Below are 13,125 nucleotides of genomic sequence, written 5' to 3'. Positions count from 1 at the left end.
AGAGAAACAGCGCCGTCGTCAGACGGCGCTGGCACGATTAACGCTGAGAGGGATCGAATTTGACGGCGTCGACCGCCATATCATCGATCACCTGCTTCAGGGTATCGACGGTCAGCGGCGTATTCTCATTCGCCAGGGTTTTGCCTTCCCCTTTACGAACGACCTTGATGACCGGCTTATTGGTGCTGGCGTCAATGACCTCCGCCTCAAAGTACAGATCGGTGTCCATGGTACGATGGCCGGTGGCGGCCTGGGTGCCGGCGACAATCATAGCGACCGGGATCACTTCATAGAACTGCAGCCCCTCTTTGCTGGAATCCACCCCGGTGATCGCCCCGCGGAAGATGAGGCTGCGCTTGCCGGCGGTAGTGGCCAGCGGTTTACGCTCGGAAATAGCCTGTTTCAGCTCTTTGTTGGTGTAGTTAAGAATATCCTGCAGCGCCTTTTCCCCTACCTGGGTGGTCGGCTTCGGTACCGGATAGTAGGTCACCGGGTGATAAACGATATTGTCATAGTTGGCTGGATTGAAGTTCGGATCGATCCAGCGCAGCTCCGGCTTGCCGGAGGCAGAGGTCGTTTCTTTCAGGTTGGAATAATCTTTTAAGAAGCCCGAATACTGATTCGGTTGCGCCACTTTCGCCGCACAGCCGGTCAACGCCAATATTCCCGCCAGAGCGGCGACTTTCAGTAAAACGCGAGTACGCATAGAGAGATCCCTGTAAATGCAGTTTTTTTTCGGCAGACATTATAGCAAATAGGACCCACTAGTTTTGTGACAAAAAAAGGGCTTCGTCAAGGAAGATTTATAAATATTGATAGGATGAACATTACGTTATTAAATAATCACTTAAAACAGGCAGAAGGCTGCTTTTTATCCCTCTTTTATACGGGGACTTCCTCGCTTATTTTCCCTGCTCTTCACCTTACTACGCGGCGCGGGCAACGTCCTGACTCCCCACGCCGCCGCGTCTCAGGCAGGCTTGCGCGCCAACAGGGTGGCGAAGCGCAATTTGACGCGATTGCCATTGGCGTCGGTGCGATGCAGCTCGCCGACGTCCTCATTGTATTTCAGCAGCTCCCAGCCCTGGTAATAATCACTAAGCTCATCGGGTTTAAAGGCAAACGGGAAGCCGACGGCGCAGGGATAATCTTCGGTATCCATTGCCGCCACAATCAGGTTATAGCCGCCGGCGGCGGTGCAGCGCTGCATATTGGCGATCAGGCCCGGGATGGTGTCAGGCTCCAGGAACATCATCACCACGGTGGAGAGGATCAGGTCATACTCTCCATCAAAGGTCAGGCTATTGAGGTCTGTTACCGCGGTGCGGAGATTTTCCAGCGCCTCGGCAGCGCGAATACTTTCCAGATTATTGATGCTCATCGGATTTTTATCCCACGCCGTCACCGTGAATCCGTTCGCCGCCAGATAAAGGCTGTTACGCCCGTTGCCACAGCCCAGATCCAGCGCCCGCCCCGGCGGCACCACTGTCGCAGCATGCAGCACCTCGGAATGGGTGCGTGTCAGGCCATATTTATCACTAAAATAATCCGCGTCACGCGTTGTCATGATCCTTCCTTCTTATTCAGGAGTGTTTCCCGGTCGACCTGTACCAGCAGTTTCCCGCTCACCAACAGCAAAATTGTGCGCAGTAACAGCAGGCCGACAACCAGATTGCTAAAAATAAACAGCGGCATTGCCAGATGGTGAAAAAAGCCGTCCGCCCTGGCCTGGCCGAGATGCAGGCCGGTAGTGGCCAGCGCGGAAATACCGAACGAGAAGCTCCAGAAGGAAGCATTGAACGGCTGGCGAAGATACCAGGGCATCAGGCGCAGCATGAACAGTAGCTGCAGCAGGCCGTAACCAAACAGCAGCTTCGCGAAGGTATCCGCTTCCCCACCGTTGACGCTGAGCCAGGCGCTGCAGGCCACCAGCGCAGGCGCCAGCTGGATCCCCAGCGAGGTGCGCAGCGGCGTCGGCAGCTCGCCCGCGCTGCGCAGACGCTGGAGGATCGCCGGCTCGAGGCTCAACCAGGAGAAGACCCCGGCGCCGAGGAACACCAGCCCCGCGTCGGTAAATCCCAGCGCGCCGCAGGCCATCGCGCTAATGAAATTATTGGCCACCGTGGGCAGATAGAGCCCCGGCGTGGTGGCCTCGTGAGGATGCGTCCCCCGCCACAAGCCGCCACTTTGCCAGGCGGCATAGGCAAGCTGCAGCGCCACCCCCGGCACAAACAATCCCAGCGCCAGCGGTCGCCACCAGGGCACCAGCCCGATCGCCACCAGCAGCGTGGTGGCCGGAAACAGGCTGACAAAGCTGCTGCTGACCGGATGACGCATCTCCCGTAGCACGCTCGCCGGAAAGCGAATTGCCCGGCTGATAAACGCCATGCTGAGCAGCGCCCACATCGCGATCGCCAGCATCACCAGACCATCGCCGATGCTGCGGCTAACCGGCCAGAGCGTGCTGGCGTAGCGCCAGGCGAAGCCCATTCCGATGGTGCCGAGCACCATACCAAAATAGCCTGCCGGCAGGTTCAGCGCCTGCCGCGGCGTTTGCTTGCTCTTCATTTTGTTGATGATATCAATTTAATTTGAAGTTGCATTTTAAAGGAACCTTATCCCGCGCGCTACGGCGATCTTTGCTATGTTTATGTTAACCATAAGTAATGAGGATCGGGAATGCGTAAATACCGTCTCAGCGAACAGACCCGGCAGTATTGTTACCAGGAGGAGGCTGGCAAACAGAGCGTCACCCTGCGCCAGATAGTGGCGCTTATCGATTTCGCTGACGTCAAAGCAGGCAGCGAAGGCGGTTGGGTGGACGCGGAAAGCGCTCTCAGCCAACAGGGAGAGTGCTGGATCTACGATGCCAACAGCGTGGTTTTCGCCGGGGCAAGTATCCGCGACGACGCTCGCTTAACCGGGCCCTGCGTGGTCAGCCACGAGGCCGCCATCGGCGGACGGGCATGCATTCATGCCTCGCACATTAGCCATCACGCGCAGATAAGTGACAACGTCACGATTAATCATAGTCTGGTGCGCGGTTACTGTCGCCTCGCCGACGAGGCGCGTCTCCTGCCGCACTGCCAGGTGATTGCCGCCCGCGGTCTGACCGCCGATCGCGACAAAGTCCTGCAGATTTATCAGCGAGCCACCGTTAGCGCCTCGCGTATTCTTCATCAGGCGCAAATCTACGGCGATGCCTTTGTCGAGCACGCTTTTGTCGAACATCGGGCAGAAGTGTTCGACCAGGCAAGACTGGAGGGGAACGAAGAAAACGACGTCTGGGTGTGCGATAACGCCCGGGTTTATGGTCACGCGCGTCTGATCGCCGGTCGCGAAGAGGATGCCATTCCCACCGTGCGCTACAGTTCGCAGGTGGCGGAGAATGCGGTGATTGAAGGCAACTGCCTGTTAAAGCACCGGGCGATGGTCGGTGGCGAGGCGCAGCTGCGAGGTGGTCCGATTCTGCTCGACGACGATGTGCTGATCCAGGGGCGGACAGTCATCATCGGCGATGTGATCGTTGAGCACCAGGTCTCCATCAATGACGAGGTGCAGATTGCCGCACAGGAGGGAGAGGCCATTCATCTGCGCGGCCCGAAAACGCTTGACGGCCAGCAGCACATCACCCGCACGCCGCTGTTAGGCGCCCTCTAGCGCCTCGTCGCGGTCAATAATGCGCGCGTAAATATTCTGATCGTCATAGCTGCCGTTAAGATACTCAGCCTGCCTGAGGCAACCTTCAAGAACGAACCCATTGCGCAACGCCACCTGGTTACTGCGGGTATTGGCCACCCGGCATTTGATCACAAACCGGCGCACCAGCCCGCTGCGGGCATAATGGTGGATAAAGGCCTGCAGGGAGCGGGAAAGCAGCCCCTGCCCCTGGTGCTCTTCATCGATCCAGTAACCGATATAGGCTGTTTTGTTCTGCGGCTCGATCTGGTTGAACGACAGGACGCCAACGAGTCGATGGTCGAGAAACAGCAAAAACATTTTGGCGTAATCCCGCTGATGCAGAATCACGTTACCCTGCACATGGCGACGGGTCTCCTCTTCGCTGTTCACTTCGGCGGGCCAGTTAAGCGATTGCTGCAGCCAGTGGCGGTTTTTCACCACCAGCTGGTGCAGATCGCTGACGTAGCGCTCATCAATCGCGATAAACGTCAGCGCGTCGGTCACCGGGATCGTCTCAGGTACTGCGGGAATGTCTGTAGTCATGGGGCTCTCTACTGGCCCGCAGGCGTTGCCTGCGGGCCGCGGCTGTCACGGGATTATTTCATGATCCGGTCGTCAACGTAGTTACGTTTATCCGGCGCCGGCGGGAAGTACTGATAGAGCCAGGTTTCGCTGATGGCTTCGCCCTGACAGCGCAGGAACAGGCGCATCTCCACCGGGTCGGTCGAGTCGGAGGTCGGATACCAGTCGAAGAGGATCCGGTAGCCATCGAACGGCTCGACGTAGAGGATCTCAATCTGCTTCGCTTCCCCGCTGGAGAGGGTGATCACCGGTTCAATACCGCGCGGCGCGGCGGCCTTCAGATCGCCGCCGACAAAGTCGATGGCAAAACGACGCGCCCACTTATCCGGATAGTGCTCGCCCGGCGCCCAGCCTTCCGGGAAGCCCCCCATCCCGGTGCGGGTGGCGAGCACACGCGCCAGCGGGGTGCTCACCGGCGGCTGCGCGCTCCAGTAGAGACGGTAGCGGAAGTCCAGTTCGTCGCCCGCCTTCACCGCTTTTTCCGGCTGCCAGAAGCAGACGATATTATCCAGCGTTTCGCCGGTGGTTGGGATCTCCATCAGGCTGACCGCCCCTTTCCCCCACTGGTTACGCGGTTCAACCCACAGGCTGGGGCGCTTGTTATACCAGCCCATCACGTCCTGGTAATGGGAGAAATCGCGGTCCAGCTGCAGCAGACCGAAGCCGCGCGGGTTCTTGTCCTGGAAGGCGTTGAACTGCAGCTTCTGCGGGTTATTCAGCGGCCGGCAGACCCATTCGCCGTTCCCCAGCCACATCGACAGCCGATCGGAGTCGTGGATCTGCGGGTGGATGGTATCGCACATCCGGCGCTCGTTGTTGCCGCAGCTGAACATACTGGTCATCGGCGCGATACCCAGCTGTTTGATGTCCTTGCGGGCATAAAGGTGGTTTTCCACGTCCATGATGACCTGGGTATCCTGGCAATGGATGGTGAACTTGTAGGCCCCGGTGATGCTCGGGCTATCCAGCAGCGCATAAACGGTAAAGACCGTGGCGTCCCCTTTAACCGTTTCGAACCAGAAGGAGGTGAAATCAGGGAACTCTTCCGGGGTATCGGTAAAGGTGTCTACCGCCAGCCCACGAGCCGACAAGCCGTACTGGTAGGTGCTGTCTACCGCGCGGAAATAACTGGCGCCAAGGAACGCCACGATATCGCGGCGCGCCAGCTCCGGCGCTTTAAACACCCGGAATCCGGCGAAGCCGAGGTCGGACTGCCCTTCCAGCTGGCGGGTGTCGACCCCGGCGTCATTGTACTTAAACAGCTCAGGGCGGAAATGGATCTCGCGCGCCTGCTGAGTGGCGGCGTCAAGAGAGAACATCCGCACGCGGCGACGGAACCCCATCCCGACGTGGAAAAACTGGATGTCCAGTTTGCGTTCTTCGATGTTGTTCCACAGCGAGTGGTTGGCGTCATACTGGATGCTGTTATAAGCCTGCGGAGTCAGATTGGCCAGCGTCGGCGGCAGATCGCGCGGGGCGCCGCCCCATGGCTGGCGCGCCAGATCGTGGGCCATCGCCTGCAGCACGGTGTAATCGAAACGACGCGTTTGCCCGTCGGCAATACCCGCGTCTTCGGCAAAAGCGGCCTGACTGAATAAGGAAGCGACTCCTGACGTCCCGCATACGGCGGCAACAGCCATGGAAGATTTAAGAAAACGTCTGCGGTTCATGCCTGAGAAAGCGTCCTTCTGCACGGGTGAATTGATTCGCAACGCGTCATCACGCTGCGTGATAAATTCCGCCCACTCTAGACAAAAACGATTAATAATCCAATTGTTGCCCGCAGAAAAAAGGTAAAAAAGCCCTGTCTACCGGAACAACCCGTTTTTTTACTTTTCCTTCGACGTGCGGCCGGGGAAAGAACAGACTGCCGGCCGCTTTTTCGCCTGACCATTGAGCGGATAGCTCTTCCTCGCTGCGGTATATTCATCACACCTATGCCCCGCCGCCCTGCGTTTTTTTTAGGCACGATTGGCGCAAATTTCCGCCACATCCGGTGCTAACTTTTCACCGGTAACCGCTATATTTCTTCATGTTAGCGGCCAACACGGGAGAGCCGTTCGGGCTGTCCCGCCACGCTCTCCAGGGAATTCATTCAGGAGTCATGCCATGCAAGTGAAAGCAGCCGTCACGCTGGGCTACCAGCAACCTTTCGTCATCAAGGATGTCGACGTCTCCCTTCCGGGGAAGGATGAGATATTAGTGAAAATTGTCGCCACCGGGGTCTGTCATACCGACGCGGTGATGCGCGATAACCCGGGAGTGGTGCCTATGCCTGCCATCCTCGGCCATGAAGGCGCCGGGATCGTCGCCAGCGTCGGGGAGGCGGTCAGCGGTATCAGAGTCGGAGACCACGTGGTGCTCAGCTATGCCGCCTGCCACCATTGCGAAAATTGTTTAAGCAACCACCCTTCGGCTTGTGAAGATTTTAATACGCTTAATTTTGGCGGCCGACGCGAGGATGGCACCACCCCCTATCGGCTGGGCGATCAGGATCTGTCCCTGTTCTTTGGCCAGTCGTCCTTCAGCCAGTATGTGGTCACCCGCGCCAGCAACGCCGTGGTGGTCGACCCGGAGGTCGATCTCACCCTGCTCGGCCCGCTGGGCTGCGGCATCCAGACCGGCAGCGGGACGGTGCTCAACCGCCTGAAACCGGTGATTGGGGAATCGATTGTGGTGTTTGGCTGCGGCGCCGTGGGGCTCAGCGCCATCATGGCGGCGAAATTAACCGGCTGTTCGCAGATCATCGCTGTCGATATTCATGCCAGTCGCCTCGCCCTCGCGGGCGAACTGGGCGCCACCCATCAGATCAATGGCAAGGAACAGGATGCCGTCGCCCTGATCAAACAGATCACCGGCAAAGGCGCTCACTATGCGGTGGAAACCACCGGCGTATCGGCCATCGTGCTGCAGGCCGTGCACGCGGTGAAACCATTAGGTACGGTGGCCATCGTCGGCTTTACCGGGGATATCACCTTTAACGTGCAGAACGATCTGATGGCGGAGGGCAAGTCGCTGGTCGGGGTGATTGAAGGCGATGCCGTCCCGGCGCTGTTTATTCCGCTGCTGGTGCAGCAGTACAAGCAGGGGAAATTCCCCATCGATAAGCTTATCGTTCGCTATCCGCTGGCCGATATTAATCAGGCCTTCGCCGATTCGGCGTCTGGCAAGGTGATAAAGCCCGTGGTTGTGATGTGAGTGAATGCCGCCACCAACCGGTGGCGGCAGTTGCTCAGCCGCACCTCAGCGCATTTACTCCAGCGTCACGTGATGCTTCATCACCCGGCGAAACAGCGCCAGCCGGGCGCGCATAAAGCGATTTTCCACTTTAAAGCCGGCACGCTTATGCAGGCCAATGCGCAACAGACGATCCCGTCCGCGCAGGCACGCTGGCCAGCGCACCGCGCCGGCAAGCGCCTGGTCGCCGCTGGCGACGCGGGCAAACTGGGCCCAATAGTCAGCCACCTGAGCGGCGAAGGCCAGATCCGCTTCGCTGGCATACTGACACACCGGGTCGGTCAACCGCAGGTTATCAAACACGTAGGGCACCTCGTTGCCATGCCAGGCGCCGTGCGGATAGGTGTCATGCTCCGCCTCCGCAACATAATCAAACCAGTAGCGCCAGCACGGCTGCCCCACGCGCTGCTGCGCCTGCATCACCACATAGCCGAGGGTGGTGAAGGCCATGTCGCGGCACACTTCCCGCCCCAGCGCCTCATCGCCCTTCACGCCGGGATAAAGGAGTTTGATCAGCCCCAGTCCCAGGCGGCGCTCACGGCGCAGCTTCTGGATCTGCCCGGCGATATCGACGCCAAACACGGCCATCACGCTGGCTTCATCGCTGTTGGAGCCGATCATCACCGGCATTGGATGCTGGCGCCCGGCAAAAAAGGTCTCCAGCATCGGCTGCGGCAGCACCGCGTCGCCAACGATGGGGGCCGGCCCTGTGTTCAGCGGCGCGGTGAGCGACCAGAAGGCCTCCGCCGGGATCGCCCGCAATTCCTCAGCGCTGGCTTGCGGTAAGGCAAAGTGTTCCGCCAGCAGGCGGCCTTTCTCCAGCGCCTTCTCTCGCGGCAGGTCGGGTAACGTATACCCGCTCTGAATAATCGCTTTATGGAACACCCCTTTCGCTTTCGGCGAGGCCATCAGCGACAGCACGCTGCGCGCCCCGGCGGATTCGCCAAACAGCGTGACGTTGGCGGCATCCCCGCCGAAGGCGTGGATATTCTCCTGAACCCACTGCAGGGCGGCAATCTGATCGAGCAGCGCGAAATTATAGAGACGTTCGCCCGCCTCTTCTTCCAGCGCCGGATGGGCGAAAAAGCCGAGATGGCCCAGCCGGTAGTTGACCGTCACCACCACCACATCGCGGCTGGCTAACGCTTTGCCATCGTAAGGCGGCAGGCTGCCGGCGCCGATGGTAAACCCGCCGCCGTGCAGCCAGACCATCACCGGCAGCGGCTGCGCCGCAGTAGCAGGTGCCCAGATATTGAGATATAAGCAGTCTTCGCTGAAAGCGCCGGGATCGCCGCCGCCGAGCTCACGGCAGTAGTCAATGTCCTGCCAGCTGGCGGCGGAAAAGGCGTCGGCCTGGCGAACGCCCTGCCAGCGGGCAGGAGGCTGCGGCGCGCGCCAGCGCAGCGGGCCCACAGGCGGCGCAGCATACGGAATGCCGCGCCAGATATGGATCCCCTGCTCTGTGCTCCCGGATACGGTTCCCTGGCGGGTTTTCGCCAACGGTTTCGACGGATGTTGCATAACCTGCTCCCTGTAAGGCTGATGCCAGCAGGGTACTGATTTTACAGCAGACCGCAACGTCGTTTGCTGCGCTCCTCCGCCTGTCGGTACAGGGCAAACTCATCCTCCACCGGGCAGCCCAGCGCCGTCTCAAAGGCTTCGCGGCTGGCATTTCCGTGGCTGCGCGCCTGCGTTTCGTTGCCCAGATTAGACTGAAAAATGCCCGCCGCGCTGACCGGTAAAAAATCTTCATAAATAATCGGCTGGGCGACCACCCACCCGCGCTCAATCAGCGGCTGCGGATCGTCCCCCGGGCGAAACGCCTGGCGATGCGCCTCGCCGGCGGGCGTCAGGCGGTAGCGAAACCAGGCCAACCCCTGCTGACGGAGCAGAAATTCGCTGTCGGGGAATTCGCGGAATACCTCCTGCAGATGCAGCTGATGGCTGAGATTGTCCTTTCCTGTCCCTGCCGCCTGCAGCAGTCGGTCGTACAGTGCGCGTCCTTTTGGCGTTAGCGCAATGCCGCGTTGCTCAATTTCGCCAAAGCGGGCGCTGTGGGTGCCTTTATGCTCACCGGCGAACATCACCGGCTCCTCAAGCGCCTTAAAGCTGGTCTGCCGCAGGAGGATCGGGACCTCCCGGCGCGGTGGCCCTTCAATCAGCGCTTTGGGTTCAATACCACACTCGGGCATCAGGGCCTGGGCGCGGTCAATATCCAGCGTCCGCGGCGTGAGGTGATTGATATGGCATCCCGGAAAGCAGACCACATCGGCAATCAGGCGGTGCTCGCGATGCAGAGCATGGTAGGTCTCCTCATCGACGGTGGCATGCCGGTGCCAGCGGAAGGTCTCCAGCGCCTCCTGCACAAACTCGCGCGCGTCGGCAGAGGTGAATTCGCCCTCAGCTTCATACTGCGCAATCAGCGCCAGACAGCGGGGGGTAAAGATTTTGCGCCGGGCAAGGATGGCCTCGGCCCGCTCGCGCAGGGCGCGATTTTCAATCAGCTCCAGGCGCAGCAGCGAGGTGAAAACCCGAAACGGATTGCGCGCCAGCGCGGCATCGTCGATGGGACGAAAGGCCGTGGAATGGACCGGCACGCCGGCCTGCGAGAGATCGTAATAGCTGACGGGATACATCCCCATGATGGCAAACATGCGACGCAGCGTCGCCAGTTCCTCCGCTGTGCCCACGCGGATTGCGCCGTGGCGCTCCACGTTTAAGCGCGCCAGCTCGTCGGCATTGGCCAGTTGTTCATGCAGCTGCGGATTATTTTCCAGTACCGCCAGATTGACGTCAGCCACCAGCTCCAGCAGCGTCCCGTATTGCGGAACTTCCTGCTGGTACATAGCCGACATGGCCTGCGAAAACTGCTCCCGAATCTCATCAGCCGTGATGGTGTTCGCCATGATGTGTTACCTCCAGTGAATACTTCCTGGAGTGTAGGAAAGCTGCCTCCTGGCGGGGGGAAGAATTTACAAACTGTGATGGCGATAACCTGCTTCCGCTAGCAATCATTGCACAAAACATAACCCACGGTTATGAAAAACACCCGGTAATTTCACTTTAAATTAACAATACATTTACACACACTGTTTCTGGCGACATTACAACAACATGCCCCTCTACCGTCTACACGGAGTACCCGATGAACGACAAATGGTCCCCGCGCGAGGTTATCCATCGCGATTACAGTAGCCACCCGCCCGCTTACGCGCCGGGCTATAAAACCAGCGTCCTGCGCTCACCGAAGAACGCCCTGATCTCCCTGCAGAACTCATTGTCAGAGATCACCGGGCCGGTCTTTAGCCGTGACGATCTGGGCCCTCTGGATAACGATCTTATCCTTAATTACGCCAAAGAAGGCCTGCCGATTGGCGAGCGGATCATTGTGCACGGTTACGTGCGCGATGGTTTTGGCCGACCGATGAAAAACACCCTGGTGGAAGTCTGGCAGGCCAATGCCGGCGGCCGCTACCGACATAAAAAAGATCAGTATCTGGCCCCGATTGACCCGAACTTCGGCGGCTGCGGCCGGGTGCTGACCGATGAAAACGGCTATTACTGTTTTCGCACTATCAAGCCCGGCCCCTACCCGTGGCGTAACCAGGCCAGCGACTGGCGTCCGGCGCATATTCATTTCTCGCTCTCGGGTGAAGCCTGGGCGCAGCGCCTGATCACTCAGATGTATTTCGAAGGCGATCCGCTGATCAAACAGTGTCCGATCGTCCGAACCATTAATAATGACGACGCCGTGCGCACGCTGATCGCCGAGCTGGACATGCACGCCGCCGTACCGCTGGATTGTCTGGCCTACCGCTTTGACCTTGTTCTGCGCGGCCATCGCGCCACGCTGTTTGAAAATCGCACTCAGGGGGCCGCCCGATGAAAGAGTATCTGCCTGAAACCGCCTCGCAGACGGCGGGACCCTATGTTCATATCGGTCTGGCGCCTGACGCCGCGGGCTTTCATATTTTTGAGAAAAACTTTGGCCCGGTCCTCACCACCGCGGATACCACCGGGGAGCGGATCACCATTGAAGGCCGGGTTATCGACGGCTCCGGAACACCGGTCCGTGATGTGCTGCTGGAGATCTGGCAGGCCAACGCCGCAGGACGCTATAACCATCCTGATGACCGTCAGCAACAGAAAGCCGTCGACCCGGGCTTCCGCGGCTGGGGGCGTACCTGCTCAGATTTCACCTCCGGCGTCTGGCGCTTTGACACCATTAAGCCGGGCCCGGTTGTCGGCCGCGATGGCCGCCTGATGGCGCCGCACGTCAACCTGTGGGTGGTCGCCCGGGGGATCAACATTGGCCTGAACACGCGGATGTATTTCGCCGATGAACATGAGGCCAACGCCAGCGACCCGGTGCTGAATCTGATCGAGTGGGAAGTGAGACGCAAAACCTTAATCGCCGAACGCGAGGTTCGTGGTTCGGAAGTGATCTATCGCTTCGATATTTATCTGCAGGGCGAAAACGAAACCGTCTTTTTCGATATCTAGCGGCCACGCCGATAAACGCCTTCCCCCCGTCCAGCGGGGTAAGGCGTTTTAAACCGTGGGGAAAGATCTTGTAATGTAATCAGGTCAAATGTTAATAATATTTTGCTATCTGGTTATCAAATTTAAACAAGGCCGCTTGTCTCTTTCACCGCTGTGTTTTTAACATCATCTACTATGGAAAAAAATGGTCTCTTCAGTCAGCGCATTCGCTTGCGCCATCTACACACCTTCGTGGCCGTCGCTCAACAGGGAACGCTGGGGCGCGCGGCTGAAACTTTAAATCTGAGCCAGCCGGCACTCTCGAAAACGCTTAACGAGCTTGAACAGCTAACCGGTACCCGGCTGTTCGAGCGGGGCCGCCTGGGGGCGCAACTCACCCTGGTCGGCGAACAGTTTTTGACTCATGCCGTTAAGGTACTTGATGCCCTTAACTCAGCGGGTCAGGCGCTGAACCGTAAAGAGGGGCTGAATAACGACATTGTGCGTATCGGCGCGCTGCCTACCGCCGCGCTGGGGATCCTGCCAACGGTGATCGGCCAGTTCCATAAGCAGCAAAAAGACATCACGCTGCAGGTCGCCACCATGAACAACACCATGCTGCTGGCGGGGTTAAAATCCGGGGAGATCGATATCGGTATCGGACGCATGTCCGACCCGGATCTGATGAGTGGACTCAACTATGAACTGCTGTTCCTCGAATCCCTGAAACTGGTGGTTCGCCCGGGACACCCCCTGCTTCAGGAGACCGTGACCCTGAGCCGGGTGATGGAGTGGCCCGTCGTCGTTTCGCCGAAGGGCACCGTACCGCGGCAAAACGCCGAAACGCTGCTCCAGAGCCAGGGCTGTAAAATGCCCGCGGGCTGTATCGAGACCCTCTCGGCTTCGCTGTCACGCCAGCTGACGGTCGATTTTGACTATGTGTGGTTCGTACCTTCCGGGGCGGTGAAAGACGATCTTCGCCGGGGTGTGCTGAGCGCCCTGCCGATTGCCACCCAGGGCGCCGGAGAGCCCATCGGCATTCTAACCCGCGTCGATGCGACGCTCACGCCAGGTACGCAAACCTTGCTCAGCGCCATCCGCAAGTCAATGCCTGCCTGACCCCGCTTTCTCCCCGGTAGCCCT

Annotated in this window: 12 protein-coding genes; 5 read left to right on the top strand and 7 right to left on the bottom strand. The window is 59.2% G+C overall.

What is annotated here, in order from left to right:
- Positions 1 to 37: 37 nt before the first annotated feature.
- The 3 genes from AS136_RS19455 to tehA all read right to left on the bottom strand — a co-directional run bounded on the left by AS136_RS19455 (position 38) and on the right by tehA (position 2,568).
- Positions 38 to 706 (bottom strand): DUF3313 domain-containing protein, encoded by a 669-nt coding sequence (locus tag AS136_RS19455; RefSeq protein WP_008804669.1) that lies wholly within the window; start codon positions 704 to 706, stop codon positions 38 to 40.
- Between the two features lie 264 nt (positions 707 to 970).
- A complete protein-coding gene (tehB, locus tag AS136_RS19450) occupies positions 971 to 1,567 on the bottom strand; it encodes a tellurite resistance methyltransferase TehB (RefSeq protein WP_023322728.1) in 597 nt (198 codons plus the stop codon).
- Entirely contained in the window at positions 1,564 to 2,568 is a 1,005-nt protein-coding gene (tehA, locus tag AS136_RS19445) for a dicarboxylate transporter/tellurite-resistance protein TehA (protein WP_008804667.1), read from the bottom strand. The genes tehB and tehA overlap by 4 nt, the downstream gene beginning before the upstream one ends.
- Before the next feature lie 111 nt (positions 2,569 to 2,679).
- Between tehA and ydcK the strand changes: the two genes are divergently transcribed.
- Positions 2,680 to 3,660 carry a YdcK family protein gene (gene ydcK, locus AS136_RS19440; protein WP_012541547.1) on the top strand — a complete coding sequence of 327 codons (981 nt, stop codon included), beginning with the start codon at positions 2,680 to 2,682 and terminating at the stop codon, positions 3,658 to 3,660.
- On the opposite strand, the gene rimL is transcribed toward ydcK, so the two are convergent.
- Together rimL and AS136_RS19430 are read right to left on the bottom strand one after the other, a co-directional pair.
- Entirely contained in the window at positions 3,646 to 4,224 is a 579-nt protein-coding gene (gene rimL / locus AS136_RS19435) for a 50S ribosomal protein L7/L12-serine acetyltransferase (RefSeq protein ID WP_063266908.1), read from the bottom strand. The two genes, ydcK and rimL, sit on opposite strands and share 15 nt — an antisense overlap.
- A 53-nt stretch (positions 4,225 to 4,277) precedes the next feature.
- Positions 4,278 to 5,933: a glucan biosynthesis protein D gene (locus tag AS136_RS19430; protein ID WP_012541545.1), complete on the bottom strand. Its 1,656-nt coding sequence runs from the start codon at positions 5,931 to 5,933 to the stop codon at positions 4,278 to 4,280.
- 439 nt (positions 5,934 to 6,372) lie between these two features.
- On the opposite strand from AS136_RS19430, the gene AS136_RS19425 reads away from it, so the two are divergent.
- Entirely contained in the window at positions 6,373 to 7,461 is a 1,089-nt protein-coding gene (locus AS136_RS19425; protein WP_023322729.1) for an NAD(P)-dependent alcohol dehydrogenase, read from the top strand.
- Positions 7,462 to 7,515: 54 nt separating this feature from the next.
- Here the strand turns inward: AS136_RS19425 and AS136_RS19420 are convergent, their stop codons facing one another.
- Positions 7,516 to 9,021 (bottom strand): carboxylesterase/lipase family protein, encoded by a 1,506-nt coding sequence (locus tag AS136_RS19420; protein WP_023322730.1) that lies wholly within the window; start codon positions 9,019 to 9,021, stop codon positions 7,516 to 7,518.
- A gap of 41 nt (positions 9,022 to 9,062) precedes the next feature.
- Positions 9,063 to 10,406 carry a 2-oxoadipate dioxygenase/decarboxylase HglS gene (gene hglS / locus AS136_RS19415; RefSeq protein WP_008804661.1) on the bottom strand — a complete coding sequence of 448 codons (1,344 nt, stop codon included), beginning with the start codon at positions 10,404 to 10,406 and terminating at the stop codon, positions 9,063 to 9,065.
- Positions 10,407 to 10,645: 239 nt separating this feature from the next.
- On the opposite strand from hglS, the gene pcaH reads away from it, so the two are divergent.
- The 3 genes from pcaH (at position 10,646) to AS136_RS19400 (ending at position 13,101) form a co-directional block, all read left to right on the top strand.
- Positions 10,646 to 11,386, top strand: a complete 741-nt coding sequence (gene pcaH / locus AS136_RS19410; RefSeq protein WP_008804660.1) for a protocatechuate 3,4-dioxygenase subunit beta — start codon at positions 10,646 to 10,648, stop codon at positions 11,384 to 11,386.
- Entirely contained in the window at positions 11,383 to 12,003 is a 621-nt protein-coding gene (pcaG, locus tag AS136_RS19405; protein WP_023322731.1) for a protocatechuate 3,4-dioxygenase subunit alpha, read from the top strand. The genes pcaH and pcaG overlap by 4 nt, the downstream gene beginning before the upstream one ends.
- 174 nt (positions 12,004 to 12,177) lie before the next feature.
- Positions 12,178 to 13,101 (top strand): LysR substrate-binding domain-containing protein, encoded by a 924-nt coding sequence (locus AS136_RS19400; protein WP_012541541.1) that lies wholly within the window; start codon positions 12,178 to 12,180, stop codon positions 13,099 to 13,101.
- Positions 13,102 to 13,125 lie beyond the last annotated feature (24 nt).

It is taken from the genome of Klebsiella sp. D5A (assembly GCF_001620885.1).
Taxonomy (GTDB): Bacteria; Pseudomonadota; Gammaproteobacteria; order Enterobacterales; family Enterobacteriaceae; genus Klebsiella; species Klebsiella variicola.
Note: the sequence above shows the minus strand (reverse complement) of the source record. Positions and strands in the feature narration are given on the sequence as shown.